Raw genomic sequence first — 16,991 nt, 5'->3', positions numbered from 1 at the left:
TCATCGTGCTTTTCCGTCATTTTTACATCTGGACGTCTAAACGGATAGATGTTCACAACACAACATATAATGACAAGCGATTGATGAGGTAAGGTATGAGCTTTTTTCACGCCAACCAGCGGGAAGCCCTGAATCAGAGCCTGGCGGAAGTCCAGGGTCAGATTAACGTTTCGTTCGAGTTTTTCCCGCCGCGCACCAGTGAAATGGAGCAAACCCTGTGGAATTCCATCGATCGCCTGAGCAGCCTGAAGCCGAAGTTTGTTTCGGTAACCTACGGCGCAAACTCTGGCGAGCGCGACCGTACGCACAGTATTATCAAAGGGATTAAAGATCGCACGGGTCTGGAAGCCGCACCGCACCTGACCTGTATTGACGCGACTCGCGATGAGCTGCGCACTATCGCGCAGGACTACTGGAACAACGGTATCCGCCACATTGTTGCGCTGCGTGGCGACCTGCCGGCGGGCAGCGGCAAGCCGGATATGTATGCTGCCGATCTGGTGAGCCTGCTCAAAGAGGTGGCTGACTTTGATATCTCCGTCGCCGCTTACCCGGAAGTGCACCCGGAAGCGAAAAGCGCGCAGGCGGACTTGCTCAACCTGAAGCGTAAAGTGGATGCCGGGGCGAATCGCGCCATCACCCAATTTTTCTTTGATGTCGAAAGCTACCTGCGTTTTCGCGACCGCTGCGTCTCTGCGGGCATCGACGTGGAAATCATTCCTGGCATTCTGCCGGTCTCGAACTTTAAGCAGGCGAAGAAGTTTGCTGATATGACCAATGTGCGCATTCCGTCGTGGATGTCACAAATGTTTAACGGCCTTGATGACGATGCGGAAACCCGCAAGCTGGTGGGGGCAAATATCGCCATGGACATGGTGAAAATTTTAAGCCGGGAAGGGGTAAAAGATTTTCATTTCTATACACTTAACCGCGCTGAAATGAGCTACGCGATTTGCCACACGCTGGGCGTCAGACCCGGTGTATAAAATGCCTCGGCCCTCCCCGGAGGGCTTTTTTACACCTCATTTTGATCTACATCTCTGTAACTAAAAATATAAAAGGTATCAGCTATCGAATCTGTGGATTATTTCGACTATATCTTATCTCTGTAGGTGTATATCGTAATGTAAACACTGTAAAGGGAGCATATAGATGAGCACGCCAGACGATATCCATAACCCGACGTCCGCCGGAAAATGTCCTTTTCATCAGGGCGGCCATGACCAGAGCGCTGGAGCAGGAACAACCAGCCGTGACTGGTGGCCTAACCAGCTCCGCGTCGACCTTTTAAACCAACATTCCAATCGCTCAAACCCGCTGGGTGAAGATTTCGATTACCGCAAAGAATTCAGCAAATTAGATTATTCCGCGCTGAAAGGCGATCTCAGAGCGCTTCTCACCGAATCTCAACCGTGGTGGCCTGCTGACTGGGGAACTTATGCCGGTCTGTTTATCCGCATGGCCTGGCACGGTGCAGGTACCTATCGTTCCGTTGACGGCCGCGGTGGCGCGGGTCGTGGACAGCAGCGTTTTGCTCCCCTGAACTCCTGGCCGGATAACGTGAGCCTGGACAAGGCGCGTCGCCTGTTGTGGCCAATCAAGCAAAAATACGGGCAAAAAATTTCCTGGGCAGACTTGTTTATTCTGGCGGGTAACGTCGCGCTGGAAAACTCGGGCTTCCGTACCTTTGGTTTCGGTGCGGGTCGCGAGGACGTCTGGGAACCGGATCTGGATGTTAACTGGGGCGATGAGAAAACGTGGCTTGCCCACCGTGACCCGGAAGAGCTGGCAAAACGTCCTTTAGCCGCCACCGAGATGGGGCTGATCTACGTTAACCCGGAAGGCCCTAACGCCAGCGGTGAACCGCTTTCTGCGGCCTCAGCAATTCGTGCAACCTTTGGCAACATGGGGATGGACGATGAAGAAACCGTCGCGTTGATTGCAGGCGGTCACACGTTGGGTAAAACCCACGGCGCAGGCCCGGCGACACATGTCGGTCCGGACCCGGAAGTGGCACCGATCGAAAACCAGGGTTTAGGCTGGAAAAGCGATTTTGGTAGCGGTGTGGGCGCGGATGCGATTACCTCCGGACTGGAAGTGGTCTGGACGCAAACCCCAACCCAATGGAGCAACTACTTCTTCGAGAACCTGTTCAAATATGAGTGGGTACAGACGCGTAGCCCGGCTGGCGCCATCCAGTTTGAAGCGGTTGATGCGCCAGAAATTATTCCCGATCCATTCGACCCGTCGAAAAAACGCAAGCCCACCATGCTGGTCACCGACCTGACGCTGCGCTTTGATCCGGAATTCGAAAAAATTTCCCGTCGCTTCCTGAACGATCCGCAGGCGTTTAACGAAGCCTTCGCCCGTGCGTGGTTCAAATTGACCCACCGTGATATGGGGCCGAAAGCGCGTTACATCGGACCGGAAGTGCCAAAAGAAGATCTGATTTGGCAGGATCCGCTGCCGCAACCGACCTTCAATCCGACAGAAGAAGATATCCTGAGCCTGAAATCTGCGATTGCCGCGTCTGGCCTCTCTGTTGGCGAGCTGGTGTCCGTCGCGTGGGCATCTGCGTCGACCTTCCGCGGTGGTGATAAACGTGGCGGGGCGAACGGTGCGCGTCTGGCATTAGCGCCGCAGCGTGGTTGGGATGTCAATGCGATTGCCACGCGTGTGCTACCGGTTCTGGAGAAAATCCAGCGCGACTCTGCTAAAGCCTCGCTGGCCGATATCATCGTTCTGGCCGGTGTCGTCGGGGTTGAACAAGCCGCCAGCGCCGCAGGTGTCAGCATTCATGTGCCGTTCACCCCAGGTCGCGTGGACGCGCGCCAGGATCAGACGGATGTCGAGATGTTTGAACTGCTCAAACCGATCGCTGATGGTTTCCGTAACTATCGCGGTGAACCTGGCGCGGCAACGACAGAGTCTCTGCTGATTGATAAAGCGCAGCAGTTGACCCTGACCGCACCGGAAATGACCGTGCTGGTGGGAGGTCTGCGCGTTCTTGGCGCGAACTACGATGGCAGTAAGCATGGCGTCTTTACCGATCGTCCGGGCGTGCTCAGCAATGACTTCTTCGTCAACCTGCTGGATATGCGTCATGAATGGAAACCGGTGGATGAGTCAAACGAACAGTTTGAAGGCCGCGATCGTCAGACCGGTGAAGTGAAATACACCGCTTCACGTGCGGACCTGGTCTTTGGCTCTCATGCCGTATTGCGTGCTCTGGCGGAAGTGTATGCCGGTAGCGATGCGCATGTGAAGTTCGTGAAGGACTTCGTTGCGGCATGGGTGAAAGTGATGAACCTGGACCGCTTCGACCTGCAGTAATCCCGATTCAGACGTAATCTGACCCCACTTCAGCGACTGCTTGCAGTCGCTGAAGTGTATCCGTAGGGGTATAGTGTTTACAGGAAACGTCAATCTACTGGATTAATCATGTCTGTCTCAGGAAAGGGCAATCCACTGGCAATCGGTGGTCTTATCTTACTTACCCTTATCTGGAGCTATAGCTGGATTTTTATGAAGCAGGTCACGAGCTATATCGGCGCGTTCGACTTCACTGCATTACGCTGTATCTTCGGAACCTTACTATTATTCATCGTCCTCCTCCTGCGTGGCCGCGGTCTGCGCCCGACGCCGTTCAAATACACGCTGGCGATTGCGCTATTACAGACCTGCGGCATGATCGGGCTGGCGCAGTGGGCGCTGATGAGCGGCGGGGCGGGAAAGGTCGCGATTCTGACCTATACCATGCCATTCTGGGTCGTCATTCTGGCGGCGCTGTTTCTGGGCGAAAGGCTACGGCGTTTGCAATACGCGGCAATTATGATTGCGGCTATTGGTTTACTGCTGGTGATGCAGCCGTGGCAACTGAATTACGCCTCGCTGAAGAGTGCGTTGCTGGCGATCCTCTCCGGGGTCAGTTGGGGCGCGAGCGCCATTGTCGCCAAACGAATGTATGCCCGCCATCCTCGTATCGATTTACTGTCGTTAACCGCCTGGCAGATGTTGTATGCCGCGCTGGTGATGAGTGTGGTGGCCTGGTGGGTTCCACAACCGGTGGTTGACTGGCAGCCCATCGTATTCTGGGCGCTGGCCTATAGCGCGATTCTGGCGACAGCGCTGGCCTGGAGTTTGTGGCTGTTTGTGTTGAGGAATCTGCCTGCCAGTATTGCCAGCTTAAGTACCCTGGCGGTTCCGGTGTGCGGCGTTCTGTTTTCCTGGTGGCTGCTTGGCGAAAACCCCGGTCCTGTCGAGGGTGGGGGAATTGTGCTGATTGTCATGGCGCTGGCGATTGTCAGCCGGAAAAAGCGCGAAGTACGGACAGTTGAACAGGCGTGATAACATAAGAAACACTCCCGGACGATGCCGGGAGTGTTATGCGTTTTATTCCCACTCTTGCAGATAGCGCTGACCGTACTGGTCGGCAACCAACAGCGCTGCATAAACCTGATCCGGCGTCGCGCCGCCAGGCATGTTATGAATGGTTTCGCCTTCCGCACAGGCGGCTTCCGCCACGATACGCATCTTCGCCGGAATATCCTGTTTGATATCCAGTTGCGCCAGCGTAATCGGCAGACCGACGGAATGGCAAACTGCGGCAACGGTCTCAATCTCTTCAACCGGCGCGTTTTCCAGAACCAACTGAGTCAGCGTGCCAAATGCCACTTTTTCACCGTGATAATAGTGGTGCGCATCCGGGATCGCCGTCAGACCGTTGTGAACCGCGTGTGCGGCGGCCAGACCGCCGCTTTCAAAGCCGACGCCGCTCAGATAGGTATTAGCCTCAATCACGCGCTCAAGCGCCGGGGTGACGACGTGCTGCTCGGCGGCCAGCATTGCTTTTTCACCCTCTTCAAGCAGCGTGTTGTAGCACAGTTCAGCCAGCGCCAGTGCCGCCTGAGTGCATTTGCCGCCCGCCATGGTGATCGCGCCGCTGCGTGAACACGCGCGCGCTTCAAACCAGGTCGCCAGCGCATCACCAATCCCTGCGGCTAACAGACGCGCCGGTGCACCGGCAACGATTTTGGTGTCGACAATCACCATATGCGGGTTATGCGGTAGCAGTAGATAACGGTCAAATTCACCGGCGTCGGTGTAGATAACGGAAAGGGCGCTACATGGCGCATCGGTTGAGGCGATGGTTGGTGCGATCGCCACAGGCAGGTTCATAAAGTGGGCAAGGGCTTTCGCGGTATCCAGCGTTTTGCCGCCGCCGATGCCGAGAACGGCGCCGCACTGCGCGTTTTCCGCCACGCTGCGCAAACGGTCGATCTCGTTTTGCGAGCATTCACCGCCAAATGGCGCAACTTCCAGCGCCAGTCCTGCGTTTTTAAAGCTTTTTTCCAGTTCGCCCTGGGCGAAACCGAGAACAAATTTATCGCCGACAACCAGCCAACGTTCAGCCAACGGCTTGAGGTATTCGCCAAGACGAGTGATGACATCTGCACCCTGGATGTACTTACCGGGGGATTGAATAATGCGGTCCATATCCTATTTTCCTCACAGGTTGATGTTACCGAATGCGTTTTTCCAGTCTTGCTCAAACTTCTCAACAGCTGACTGTACCGCAGGGGTATCGAGCATTTGTTGCGCTACATCTAAAGGAAGGGTGATCGCTTCACAACCCGCCAGCAGACAATCCAGTGCCTGGCGTGGGGTTTTAAAACTGGCGGCCAGCACCTTGCTTTTCGGCGCATGCCGTTCCAGCAGCGTCTGTAATTCCTGTACCGTGCGGATACCGTCTCCGCCCTGGGCATCCACGCGGTTGACGTAAGGCGCGACATATTTCGCCCCCGCCAGCGCGGCAAGCAGTCCCTGAGATGCGCTGTACACAGCGGTACCCAGTGTGACAATGCCCTCTTTTTTCAACTGCTTGATGGCGACCAGTCCTTCAGAGGTCACCGGGATTTTCACCACAATTCCCGGAACGGCATTGTTCAGACGTTTGGCTTCGTTCACCATTCCCTGCGCATCGCGGCTCATGGTCTGGGCAAACAGAATGCCGTGTTCGCCAATCACCCTTTGCAGACGCGGCAGGACATCCCAGATAGATTCTTTGCTTGCCGCCACAATGCTCGGGTTGGTTGTTACCCCGGCGATGGGGAAGATGCGGGCCAGACGTTCAACTTCCGCCACATTGGCGCTATCCAGATACAGTTCCATTTTGCTTCCTCTTAAAGTTCAAGCTCATGTTGCAGTAGGTTGGCAATCGCGTCTGCAGACGCGGCGTTCACCAGCGCGTTGCGAAATTCTTCATGCATAATGCGACGGGCCAGGCGCGAGAAGATACGCATATGCTGGTCTCCCGCAGCGTGTTTGTTGAGCGTGAGCATGATGATGAACTGCGCCTCATCATCTCCCCAGCGTACGGGGGCTTTCAGGCGCGCGACGCTTATCGTGGACTGCTCAATATGCTCAGATTTGCTGTGCGGAATGGCGAAACTGAAGCCCAGTCCGGTGGAGAATACCGCCTCGCGGGCCCACAGATCGGCTTCCAGTTTGCGAGGGTAGCGGCAGCGGCTGGCGAGCAGCAGGTTGTCGGTCATCCCTTTGATCACCTCTTCTTTGCTGCGCCAGTCGCTGTCGAGGGTGATGCACTGGGCGGTGACCAGCGGGGCATCCTGCTGCGTCATGCGGAACTGCGCCAGCAGATGCTCCACTTCCAGCGACGTGCGACAGGCCATCGCCTGATTCAGTAACTGTCGGCAAGCGCGACTGTCGAGCTGTGCCATCCGCGCTTTGGCGGCAGGAATGGAGGGGGCGCTCATGCTGATTTCGTCCAGTCCCAGCCCGACCAGCAGCGGCAGAACGGAGCCTTTTGCCCCGAGTTCGCCACACAGGCCGATCCATTTCCCCTGACGGTGTACTGCCTGCACCGCGAAATCCAGCGCGCGCAGGAAGGCCGGGTTCAGGCTGTTGTAATGGCGGGTGACTTTGGCGTTATCGCGGTCAACGGCCAGCAGGTATTGCGTCAGGTCGTTACTGCCGATGCTAAAGAAATCAATCTCTTCACAGCACTGATCGATGATGAACATTACTGACGGGACTTCCAGCATAATGCCGAGCGGGATCTTTTCATCAAACGGGATCTGCTCATTGCGCAGCTGCTGTTTGGCTTCCGCCAGTTTCTCTTTAACCCACAGGATCTCTTCCATCGAGGAGATCATCGGGATCATGATTTTCAGACTACCGTGCGCCGAGGCGCGCAGGATCGATCGGAGCTGAGTGGTAAACAGTGCGGCGTATTCTTCATAGATACGCACGGCGCGATAGCCGAGGAACGGGTTGGCTTCAGCGGGAATATTCAGGTAATCAACGGGTTTATCGCCGCCGATATCCATCGTGCGCACAATAATGCTGCGTCCCTGCGCGGATTCCAGCGCCTGGCAAAAAATGTTGTACAGCTCGTTCTCGCCTGGGGCGCAGATCCGGTCCATATACAGCATTTCGGTGCGAAACAGACCGACTGCCTCCGCGCCGTTGCCAAATGCCGCCTGTGCTTCCACGGAGTGGGCGATGTTGGCGGCAACTTCCATTCGGATACCATCAGCCGTGCGCGCTTCCTGGGTCAACCAGACGCGCTGTTGCTCGCGCAGCGCCTCGTGCACGCGGGCTTCCTGCTGATAGTAGCGGCTGACCGGCTCGTCAGGCGCGACCACCACCGCCCCTGCATTGCCGTCGATATAGACCTCTTGTTGCAGCCACGGGGTTAAGGCATCAGTCGTGACGCCAACCAGCGTTGGAATGTTGAATGAACGAGCCAGGATCACGGTGTGCGAGGTGGTACCGCCGCTTTTCAGCAGCAGGCCTTTGAGGAAGGTTTTGTCCAGTTCGAGGAACTGGCTGGGCGTCAATTCATCCGCCATGCAGACGGTAGGTTGGGTCAGTTTTCCGGGGGCCGGAAAGCGTTTTTCGCCGTAGATGTGTTGCAGCAACTGGAAGCAGACGTCACGCACGTCCAGCGCGCGTTCCTGCAAATAGCTGCTGCTGGAACGAGCAAACTCTTCGCAGAAGTGGTTAGCGCTGTCGACAATCGCCTGTGCGCAGCTTAAGCCGCGAGAAACGCCCGTCAGCAGATGCTGACGCAAGGAGGTATCGCCTGCCAGCGAACGGTGGGCTTCCAGAATAGCGCTGGTGGCGCCGTCGCTGTCGAGCAAACGAAATTCAATGTTTTTCACCAGTAGCGTTAAGCCGCGATCCAGCGCCGACTGCTCGCTTTCCACATCGCTTGCCGCAGGAAGTTCGCCGAGCGCATTGAGATCCAGCGAAGAGAGAAGCGTCAGGATGCCGCCCGCGCTGCCGCTGCAAACGCTGCGGGCGCGGAAAAGCTGCGGATTCAGGTGGGTCAGCGAGGCCGGTAGCGGTTCTAATTCGCTGTTGTTGACCTCAGCCAGCGGCGCATCGCAGTGGGGAAACTCGTCGCACAGCCACTGGCTCAGGCGCTGATGGGCATCGGCTTCATCCGCGCCGGTAATCAGCAACTGGCAATGGTCGCCGGCCAGCGTATCTGTGCCAATCAGCGCCAGCGCGCTCTTGGCGTTGCCTTTACGATCGGTTCGTAGGTTGTGCCACTCAATGTGTGAAGTAAAGGTATTACACAGTGTCTCAACATGGCTTGCCGGGCGTGCATGAACGCCATTGGGCAGCTCACAGGTAAATTCCACAATCAGGGCCATTGCCTCTCTCCCATAACGGTTTTCTGCCTACAGGATAAAAGGCCTTGGTTGTTCGCTGCCATGTGACAATTCTGCCAAAAACTGGACAAATGTAATGTAAGACGAAAAGTGGGAGATAGTTCACAAGTCGACGTGATATCCATAAATCCTCCTATTTCTCAACTTATGAGGCGGATCCCATTTTTGTACTGACATTACAAAAATCCAGTAAATGGCCTTTTTATCCACTGTCTGCGCTCTTGCGGATTGCCTATTGTTTTCCACAACAACGTTATGGACATGGGCAAACATGTGCCCGGGAGCGACTTATGAATGAGTTGGTACAAATCCTGAAAAACACCCGTCAGCATCTGATGACGGGGGTGTCGCATATGATCCCCTTTGTGGTCGCGGGCGGCATATTACTGGCAGTCTCCGTCATGCTGTATGGCAAAGGCGCGGTGCCTGACGCCGCGACCGATCCGAATCTCAAAAAACTGTTTGATATCGGCGTGGCCGGGCTGACGCTGATGGTCCCTTTCCTCGCGGCGTACATCGGTTATTCCATTGCCGAACGCTCTGCCCTGGCACCGTGTGCGATTGGCGCCTGGGTGGGCAACAGCTTCGGCGCCGGGTTCTTCGGGGCGCTGATTGCCGGGATTATCGGCGGCATCGTTGTGCACTACCTGAAAAAAATCCCGGTTCATAAGGTGTTGCGTTCCGTGATGCCGATCTTCGTGATTCCTATCGTCGGGACCTTTATCACGGCGGGCATCATGATGTGGGGGCTGGGCGAACCCGTTGGCGCACTGACCGCCAGTCTGACCCAGTGGCTGCAGGGTATGCAGCAGGGCAGCATCGTGATGCTGGCGGTGATTATGGGACTGATGCTGGCCTTTGACATGGGGGGCCCGATCAACAAGGTTGCCTACGCCTTTATGCTGATTTGCGTGGCGCAGGGGGTTTACACCGTGGTGGCCATTGCGGCTGTTGGGATCTGCGTGCCGCCGCTGGGCTTAGGGCTGGCGACGCTGGTGGGGCGTAAAAACTTCTCTTCTGAAGAACGCGAAGCCGGTAAAGCGGCGCTGGTGATGGGCTGTGTCGGCGTGACCGAAGGGGCGATTCCTTTCGCCGCCGCTGACCCGCTGCGCGTCATTCCTTCCATCATGCTGGGCTCGGCCTGTGGTGCGGTCACTGCGGCGCTGTTCGGCGCGCAGTGTTACGCCGGTTGGGGCGGACTGATCGTTCTGCCGGTGGTTGAAGGCAAACTGGGCTATGTCGCCGCGGTGGCGGTGGGGGCGGTGGTGACGGCTGTCTGTGTGAACGTGCTGAAAAGTCTGGCGCGCAAGAATGTCTCTCAGACCGACGAGAAAGAAGACGATCTGGATTTAGATTTTGAAATTAATTAAGTGAGGAGTGGCGTCATGACGAAAATTATTGCAGTAACCGCATGTCCTTCAGGTGTTGCACATACTTATATGGCCGCTGAAGCGCTGGAAAGCGCAGCCAAAGCAAAAGGCTGGGAAGTGAAAGTTGAGACGCAGGGCTCGATTGGTCTGGAAAATGAACTGACGCCAGCCGATGTGGCGCAGGCCGATATCGTCATTCTGACCAAAGATATCGGTATCAAATTTGAAGAGCGTTTTGCAGGCAAAACCATCGTACGCGTCAACATCAGCGATGCGGTGAAACGCGCTGACGCGATCATGAACAAGATTGGCGCGCATCTGGCGCAGACTGCGTAACCGTTTTGTTTGCCGGATGGCGCTTCGCTTATCCGGCCTACGAATCAGAGCAAGTTTTAAGTTTAAGGGGCAACCTCATCAGGCGTCATCGTTGCAGGCAGTTTGAACACGGACAGCGCGCAGGAACCCGAGCGTACACGTAGTACGTGAGGGTTACGAGCACTGCCCAGGTTCAAAATGACAAATAAGATAGCCTGATAGGTTTGGCCCCACAGGAGTTCCTCATGACCAACCGTATCCATCGTCTCAAAACCGCCCTTTTTAAAAATAACCGTGAAATCTCACTTGAGCGTGCTGTGTTGTATACCGCCAGCCATCAGCAGACAGAAGGGGAACCGGTCATTTTACGTCGGGCGAAAGCGACGGTTTATATCCTTGAGCATGTCGCGATTTCGATTCGTGATGAGGAACTGATTGCCGGCAACCGTACCGTTAAGCCGCGTGCGGGCATCATGTCGCCGGAAATGGACCCGTACTGGCTGCTCAAGGAGTTGGATCAGTTTCCGACCCGTCCCCAGGACCGTTTCGATATCAGCGAAGACGATAAACGGCTCTATCGCGATGTGCTTTTCCCTTACTGGGAAAAACGGTCAATGAAGGATTTCATCAACGGTCAGATGACGGATGAGGTCAAAGCCGCCGTCAGCACCCAGATTTTTAGCATCAACCAAACGGATAAGGGACAGGGACATATCATCATTGATTATCCACGTCTGCTGAATCACGGGCTGGGTGAACTGGTCGAGCAGATGCGCGTGCACTGCCAGCAGGCACCGGATAACGTCTTTTATCAGGCGGCGCTGCTACTGCTGGAGGCATCGCAGAGCCACATTCTGCGCTATGCCGTACTGGCGGAAAGTATGGCTGAACGCTGCCCGGACGCCACGCGTCGCCAGGAGTTGCTGACTATCGCCGCCAACTCGCGGCATAACGTGCAGCATAAGCCGCAAACTTTCTGGCAGGCGTGCCAGTTGTTCTGGTACATGAATATCATTTTGCAGTACGAGTCCAACGCCAGCTCGCTGTCGCTGGGCCGTTTCGATCGGTACATGCTGCCATTTTATCAGGCGTCGCTGACGCAGGGGGAAGACCCCGCATTCCTGAAAGAGTTGCTCGAATCGCTGTGGGTGAAATGCAATGACATCGTGCTTCTGCGTTCGACCAGCAGCGCGCGTTATTTCGCCGGCTTCCCGACCGGGTATACCGCGCTACTCGGCGGCCTGACGGAAAATGGCCGCAGCGCGGTAAACGTGCTTTCGTTCCTCTGTCTGGATGCCTACCAGAGCGTGCAGTTACCCCAGCCGAATCTGGGCGTACGCACGAACGCGCTGATTGATACGCCGTTTCTGATGAAGACCGCCGAAACCATCCGTCTGGGGACCGGCATTCCGCAGATCTTTAATGACGAAGTGGTGATCCCGGCATTCCTCAACCGGGGCGTCTCGCTGGAAGATGCGCGTGATTACGCGGTGGTGGGGTGCGTGGAGTTGTCGATTCCGGGCAGAACCTACGGCCTGCACGATATCGCCATGTTCAACCTGTTGAAGGTTATGGAGATAAGCCTCTATGAGAACGAAGGCAATCGCGAGCTGACCTGGGACGGACTGCTGGCGCATATTCGCGCCAAAATCAGCCACTACATCACGCTGATGGTGGAAGGCAGCAATATTTGTGATATCGGTCATCGCGACTGGGCGCCGGTGCCGCTGCTCTCCTCGTTTATCAGCGACTGTCTGGAGAAGGGATGTGACATCACCGACGGCGGCGCGCGCTATAATTTCTCTGGGGTACAGGGTATTGGTATCGCCAATCTGAGCGACTCGCTGCATGCGCTGAACGGACTGGTGTTTGATCAGCAGCGCGTCAGTTTCGACGCATTGCTTGCGGTGTTGAAGGCCAACTTCGCCACGCCGGAAGGGGAAAAGATCCGCGCGAGGCTCATCAACCGCTTCCAGAAGTACGGTAATGACATTGATGAGGTGGACAACATCAGCGCCGAACTGCTGCGTTATTACTGCAAAGAGGTGGAGAAATACCAGAATCCGCGTGGCGGCCAGTTTACGCCAGGCTCTTATACCGTTTCTGCACACGTTCCGTTGGGGGCAGTGGTAGGGGCGACGCCGGACGGGCGTTTTTCCGGTGAACAACTGGCCGATGGCGGCCTGTCGCCGATGCTCGGGCAGGATATGCAGGGGCCGACGGCGGTACTGAAATCAGTCAGTAAACTGGATAACACGCTGCTGTCCAACGGGACGTTGCTGAACGTGAAGTTCACGCCCGCCACGCTGGAAGGAGAGGCGGGATTACGCAAGCTGTGTGATTTTTTGCGTGCCTTTACCCAGCTAAAATTGCAGCACATTCAGTTTAACGTGGTGAATGCCGAAACGCTGCGGGAAGCACAGCTGCGACCCCAGGATTTCGCCGGGCTGGTGGTGCGCGTGGCGGGGTATAGTGCCTTCTTTGTCGAGCTGTCGAAGGAGATCCAGGATGACATCATTCGCCGCACCGCGCATCAGTTGTGAGGTTGTGGAGTCGCGCGACGAGGAGGTTGCGCGCATCTTCAATATTCAACGCTATTCGCTGAATGACGGTCAGGGGATCCGCACGGTGGTTTTTTTTAAAGGCTGCCCGCATACCTGCCCGTGGTGCGCTAATCCGGAATCTATCTCGCCACGGATTGAAACGGTGCGGCGGGAAAGTAAATGTCTGCACTGTTCGCCGTGTCTGCGTGATGCCGATGAATGCCCGTCCGGGGCGTTTGAGCGGATTGGTCGCGACATCACCCTGGATGAACTGGAACGTGAGGTGATGAAAGATGACGTTTTCTTTCGTACCTCTGGTGGTGGGGTGACGCTGTCGGGCGGCGAAGTGCTGATGCAGGCGGCCTTTGCTACGCGGTTCTTACAACGTCTGCGGCGCTGGGGTGTGCACTGTGCGATTGAAACGGCAGGCGATGCCCCCGCCCGTCGCCTGCTGCCGCTGGCGAAAACGTGTGATGAGGTACTGTTCGATTTAAAGATAATGGAGCCAGAACGGGCCCGTGAGATTGTGGCGATGAACATGCCACGCGTGGTGGCGAATCTGCAAATGCTGGTGGAAGAGGGCGTGAACGTGATCCCCCGCTTGCCGCTGATCCCCGGCTACACGCTTACGCAGGAGAATATACAGCGTGCGCTGACGTTGCTGTTATCGCTTGGTATAAAGCAACTGCACCTGTTACCGTTTCATTTATACGGTGAACCGAAATACCGGTTGCTTGGGCAGCAATGGTCAATGAAGGACGTCCCTGCGCCAACGGAGCAGGTTGTCGCCCAGGTGCGTGAGATGGCGGAGAACGTTGGCTTTCAGGTCACAACAGGAGGGTAATATGTCCGTTTCAACAGGACGATATCTGGTCGCGGTGACGGCCTGCGTAAGCGGCGTGGCGCATACCTACATGGCGGCTGAACGACTGGAGAAGTTGTGCCAGCAGGAAAAGTGGACCATCAAGATTGAAACGCAGGGGGCGCTCGGCACGGAAAATCGCTTAACTGAAGATGATATCCGCCGGGCGGATGCCGTGCTGCTGATTACCGATATCGATCTGGCGGGCGCGGAGCGTTTCACCCAGTGCCGCTATGTCCAGTCCGGGATTAACGCCTTTCTGCGCGAACCGCAGCGTGTGATGAGCGCGGTACGTAAGCTACTTTCCGCTCCGCAATATACCCACCTTATTCTGGAGTAATCTGCTTTTCCGTTAGCTGGCTGTGATACTGACGACGATATTCTGACGGTGAGCGTTCGGTATTTTTACGAAACAGGCGGCAAAAGTAGTTACTGTCGACAAATCCACAGGTGTGAGCCACCTCTTTGATCTTCAGATCGTAGCCTTTTAGCAATGCTTTCGCGTGCTCCAGTCGCATATGGTTCAGGTATTCGTTAAAGCCGGTGGCCCCGGTTTTTTGAAACAGGTGCGAGAGATAGTTCGGTGAGATATAGAACGCCTGCGCTACCGACTCCCGGGTAAGCGGTGATGCGTAACGCTCGTCAATGTAGTCGCGGATAGCCTCAAATAACGCCTGACTGCGTGAGGCGGTTTGAATCTGGCTGCCAAGCAGATCGCGACAGTGGCTGAGCAGGCTGGCGACAATCAACCGCGCTGTCTGCTGCTCCTGTGGTTGCATCTGCATTTCATTGAGCGTCTGTAACAGAAAGGAACCGATACGCGGTCCACGGCGCGCCACGTGCTGTTTGACCAGGTTCTGGTACGTTTTCCCGTCCCATTGCACAACGCTGAACCCCAACTGTTGTTTGCCAAACAGAATACTGAGCGTGATGACGGGCACTTGCCATCGCGGGAGGTTCCAACCGCCAGCCGGTACATAGAGCACATCGCAAGGCGTGAGCGTATCGGTAAGGCTGGCGTCGGCCAGTTCACCTTCCAGTACGATTTCCAGACGGGGAAAATCGACCTGATACGCCAGTTCCGGGATGGGGGTGAGCGTACTGGCGAAGAAAATCTGGCGCAGCGGCGAGGGGCCATGAATCAGGCGGGAAAGAAGATGGCTGACGTCTTGATACATGATGATCCCTTGCGTTGCGCAGACAGGGAAACAGTAACCGCCATGGTGAAAAAAGGCCACTCTAAAAAGAGTGGCCTGTTGAATCACTTACTGATTTCCTACCTGCTCGCCATACGGCAGGCTGTCGTAGTCAATCAGCGCATTTTTCTTGTACGGGTTGCCAATCCAGCGCGTCGTTTCTTTGAACTGCGGGCTGGTGAGGGAACGCGTCGGATCGAAACCGTCGTAGGTCAGGCCAGCTAAGTCGGACCAGGTGTGGATCAGTTCCGAACTGCTGTACTTACGATTCACATCCTGTGATAAATCACGCGGATGCGCGGCCTGCCATTTCTCTGAGGTCCACAGCAGGAACGGCACGGTATACATGTGACGCGTCGGGTTGTCCTCGTTGCGACCCTGTGTTTTGTGCGGCGGCGTGTCATACACCTCTTCACCATGGTCGGAGAAATAGAGCAGGAAACCGTTCGGATCGGTTGCTTTATAATCCTTAATCAGGCTCGCGACGACCTTGTCGTTATACAGGTTGGCGTTGTCGTAATCGTTATACGACTCCTGCTCTTCTGCGTTCAGGCCCGGCGGGAGATGATCGGTACTGCCGTCGAATTTACCCTGGTCTTCCGGGTAGCGGAATTTGTACTTAATGTGCGTGCCCAGCAGATGAACAATGATGAACTTTTTCGGTGCAGGATCGGCCATGATTTTCTTAAATGGCGTCAGCACGTTAGTGTCATATTCGCGCGCGCTTTGCGTACGCTGCTGGTTCATATAGAACTGCTCGTCGGTCTGCTTAGAGAAGACCGTCAGCATGGTGTTACGAGCGGTCATCGTCTGCTGGTTTGTGATCCAGTAGGTTTTGTATCCCGCCTGTTTCATCATGTTCATCAGCGACGGTTTCGTCAGATACAGGTCCGGGTTCTTCTCGTTCGCGAAGGTCAGCGCCTGTTGCAAGATTTCGATCGTGTAAGGGCGTGAGGTCACGACGTTATTAAACACGGTCAGATTCGGGTCTGACTTATGCAATTCGTCCAGTTCCGGTGTGGTTTCACGCGGATAACCGTACAGACTCATGCGGCCACGCTGGGTAGACTCGCCAATTACCAGCACCAGCGTGCGCGGTGCGTCGCCGGAGTTGTCTTTAAAATTGGTCAGCGGAGGCAGAGCGTGGTTCTGGCTCAACAGGTTGTTGAGTGAGGTCAACTGGCGCTGATACTGATAATACCCAATGACAAACTGCCACGGCGCGGCCGGTTCCATACGCGAGGAGAGGCCGCTTAGCGTCTTCTCATACGGTGAGTTGCCAAACGCAGAACGAACCACAAACGGGTTCAGGATCAGTCCGTATAGCAACGCAAAAGAGACGAGCCAACGCCAGCGTCCGGGAATATAGACGGGGCGCAGTCGCGTCCAGAGAAATACGGCGACAACGGTATAAGCCAGCGCAATGGCGATGATCTTCAGACTGAAGTACTGGCTCAGGTATTCGCTGGCTTCGTTGGCATTGGTCTCAAACATCACGAACAGGACGCTTTGCGAAAACTCTTGTCCGTAGATGACGTAATAACAGAGCGTGGCCAGCGACGTGGCCCACAACACGACGCCCACCACCGCAGCAATAATGCGGGTTCGGTTGGGAAACAGGAAAATCGGGATCAGCCAAAGGGAGCTGTAAAGCAATGAGTCACGCAGCCCGTTGGTGCCGCTGAAACCCGTAACTAAAATAATGGCCTGTAGTAAGGTGGAAAAAAACCAAAAATAGAGAAGCGCCCAACCAAGGGCTTTCCAGCTAAATGATGGCGTAGACTGGAGGGTTGTGGATTGCATATTGTCAGCCTGTCTTTAAACGTGGTGCCAAACGTAGCGACTAAACCTTAAGAGAATCTGAAGCATCGGCGCAAAGGCGCACGTTGCTCTGGAAAAATCTCACGGTGGAAAAAACAGACAGAAATATAGTGAATGTGCGGAGGTTATGACAGCAATATTTCAGCCCCCTCGCGCGCAATAGCACGAGAGGGGGGAAGAGG

13 protein-coding genes are annotated in these 16,991 nt (G+C 55.6%); 8 read left to right on the top strand and 5 right to left on the bottom strand.

From position 1 onward, the window contains the following. Positions 1-95 precede the first annotated feature (95 nt). From metF to QQZ17_RS07785, 3 genes are all read left to right on the top strand, one after another. Positions 96-986, top strand: a complete 891-nt coding sequence (gene metF / locus QQZ17_RS07795; RefSeq protein ID WP_046493473.1) for a methylenetetrahydrofolate reductase — start codon at positions 96-98, stop codon at positions 984-986. A 166-nt stretch (positions 987-1,152) separates the two neighbouring features. After that, positions 1,153-3,333, top strand: coding sequence for a catalase/peroxidase HPI (gene katG, locus QQZ17_RS07790; RefSeq protein ID WP_152401253.1), 2,181 nt, complete (start codon positions 1,153-1,155; stop codon positions 3,331-3,333). Positions 3,334-3,441: 108 nt separating this feature from the next. After that, positions 3,442-4,347: a DMT family transporter gene (locus QQZ17_RS07785; RefSeq protein WP_152401255.1), complete on the top strand. Its 906-nt coding sequence runs from the start codon at positions 3,442-3,444 to the stop codon at positions 4,345-4,347. 45 nt (positions 4,348-4,392) lie between these two features. On the opposite strand, the gene gldA is transcribed toward QQZ17_RS07785, so the two are convergent. From gldA to ptsP, 3 genes are read right to left on the bottom strand one after another with little or no spacing between them, the layout of a single operon-like run. Continuing rightward, positions 4,393-5,496 carry a bifunctional L-1,2-propanediol dehydrogenase/glycerol dehydrogenase gene (gene gldA, locus QQZ17_RS07780; RefSeq protein WP_046493479.1) on the bottom strand — a complete coding sequence of 368 codons (1,104 nt, stop codon included), beginning with the start codon at positions 5,494-5,496 and terminating at the stop codon, positions 4,393-4,395. A 12-nt stretch (positions 5,497-5,508) separates the two neighbouring features. Beyond that, the gene (fsa, locus tag QQZ17_RS07775; RefSeq protein WP_152401257.1) at positions 5,509-6,171 is read right to left on the bottom strand and encodes a fructose-6-phosphate aldolase; all 663 of its coding nucleotides are present in this window, start codon (positions 6,169-6,171) and stop codon (positions 5,509-5,511) included. Between the two features lie 11 nt (positions 6,172-6,182). Then, positions 6,183-8,684: a phosphoenolpyruvate--protein phosphotransferase gene (gene ptsP, locus QQZ17_RS07770; protein ID WP_152401259.1), complete on the bottom strand. Its 2,502-nt coding sequence runs from the start codon at positions 8,682-8,684 to the stop codon at positions 6,183-6,185. 308 nt (positions 8,685-8,992) lie between these two features. Here ptsP and QQZ17_RS07765 point away from each other — a divergent pair, with 308 nt between their 5' ends. The 5 genes from QQZ17_RS07765 (at position 8,993) to QQZ17_RS07745 (ending at position 14,132) form a co-directional block, all read left to right on the top strand. After that, positions 8,993-10,072, top strand: a complete 1,080-nt coding sequence (locus QQZ17_RS07765) for a PTS fructose transporter subunit EIIC (RefSeq protein ID WP_152401261.1) — start codon at positions 8,993-8,995, stop codon at positions 10,070-10,072. A 15-nt stretch (positions 10,073-10,087) separates the two neighbouring features. Beyond that, complete coding sequence (locus tag QQZ17_RS07760) at positions 10,088-10,408, top strand: PTS fructose-like transporter subunit IIB (RefSeq protein ID WP_044257490.1); 321 nt, start codon at positions 10,088-10,090, stop codon at positions 10,406-10,408. A gap of 224 nt (positions 10,409-10,632) precedes the next feature. Then, on the top strand, positions 10,633-12,930 hold the full coding sequence (locus QQZ17_RS07755) for a formate C-acetyltransferase (RefSeq protein WP_152401263.1): 2,298 nt from the start codon (positions 10,633-10,635) through the stop codon (positions 12,928-12,930). Then, positions 12,896-13,774 (top strand): [formate-C-acetyltransferase]-activating enzyme, encoded by an 879-nt coding sequence (locus QQZ17_RS07750; protein WP_152401265.1) that lies wholly within the window; start codon positions 12,896-12,898, stop codon positions 13,772-13,774. The genes QQZ17_RS07755 and QQZ17_RS07750 overlap by 35 nt, the downstream gene beginning before the upstream one ends. 1 nt (position 13,775) lies before the next feature. Then, positions 13,776-14,132 (top strand): PTS fructose-like transporter subunit IIB, encoded by a 357-nt coding sequence (locus QQZ17_RS07745; RefSeq protein ID WP_046493492.1) that lies wholly within the window; start codon positions 13,776-13,778, stop codon positions 14,130-14,132. Here QQZ17_RS07745 and QQZ17_RS07740 read toward each other — a convergent pair. Next, positions 14,119-14,970: a helix-turn-helix transcriptional regulator gene (locus QQZ17_RS07740; RefSeq protein WP_152401267.1), complete on the bottom strand. Its 852-nt coding sequence runs from the start codon at positions 14,968-14,970 to the stop codon at positions 14,119-14,121. The genes QQZ17_RS07745 and QQZ17_RS07740 overlap by 14 nt on opposite strands. A gap of 87 nt (positions 14,971-15,057) precedes the next feature. After that, positions 15,058-16,791 carry a phosphoethanolamine transferase CptA gene (locus tag QQZ17_RS07735; RefSeq protein ID WP_152401269.1) on the bottom strand — a complete coding sequence of 578 codons (1,734 nt, stop codon included), beginning with the start codon at positions 16,789-16,791 and terminating at the stop codon, positions 15,058-15,060. Positions 16,792-16,991 lie beyond the last annotated feature (200 nt).

This window comes from Citrobacter sp. T1.2D-1 (assembly GCF_950098555.1).
GTDB lineage: Bacteria > Pseudomonadota > Gammaproteobacteria > Enterobacterales > Enterobacteriaceae > Citrobacter_A > Citrobacter_A telavivensis.
The sequence above is the reverse complement of the archived record's forward strand: the minus strand, read 5'-3'. Positions and strand labels throughout refer to the sequence as shown.

Coding starts and splice junctions, on each gene's coding strand:
- katG (WP_152401253.1), top strand. CDS start 1,153: ATGAGCACGCCAGACGATATCCATAACCCGACGTCCGCCGGAAAATGT.
- fsa (WP_152401257.1), bottom strand. CDS start 6,171: ATGGAACTGTATCTGGATAGCGCCAATGTGGCGGAAGTTGAACGTCTG.
- QQZ17_RS07735 (WP_152401269.1), bottom strand. CDS start 16,791: ATGCAATCCACAACCCTCCAGTCTACGCCATCATTTAGCTGGAAAGCC.
- QQZ17_RS07740 (WP_152401267.1), bottom strand. CDS start 14,970: ATGTATCAAGACGTCAGCCATCTTCTTTCCCGCCTGATTCATGGCCCC.
- QQZ17_RS07765 (WP_152401261.1), top strand. CDS start 8,993: ATGAATGAGTTGGTACAAATCCTGAAAAACACCCGTCAGCATCTGATG.
- QQZ17_RS07750 (WP_152401265.1), top strand. CDS start 12,896: ATGACATCATTCGCCGCACCGCGCATCAGTTGTGAGGTTGTGGAGTCG.
- gldA (WP_046493479.1), bottom strand. CDS start 5,496: ATGGACCGCATTATTCAATCCCCCGGTAAGTACATCCAGGGTGCAGAT.
- QQZ17_RS07745 (WP_046493492.1), top strand. CDS start 13,776: ATGTCCGTTTCAACAGGACGATATCTGGTCGCGGTGACGGCCTGCGTA.
- QQZ17_RS07755 (WP_152401263.1), top strand. CDS start 10,633: ATGACCAACCGTATCCATCGTCTCAAAACCGCCCTTTTTAAAAATAAC.
- QQZ17_RS07760 (WP_044257490.1), top strand. CDS start 10,088: ATGACGAAAATTATTGCAGTAACCGCATGTCCTTCAGGTGTTGCACAT.
- ptsP (WP_152401259.1), bottom strand. CDS start 8,684: ATGGCCCTGATTGTGGAATTTACCTGTGAGCTGCCCAATGGCGTTCAT.
- QQZ17_RS07785 (WP_152401255.1), top strand. CDS start 3,442: ATGTCTGTCTCAGGAAAGGGCAATCCACTGGCAATCGGTGGTCTTATC.
- metF (WP_046493473.1), top strand. CDS start 96: ATGAGCTTTTTTCACGCCAACCAGCGGGAAGCCCTGAATCAGAGCCTG.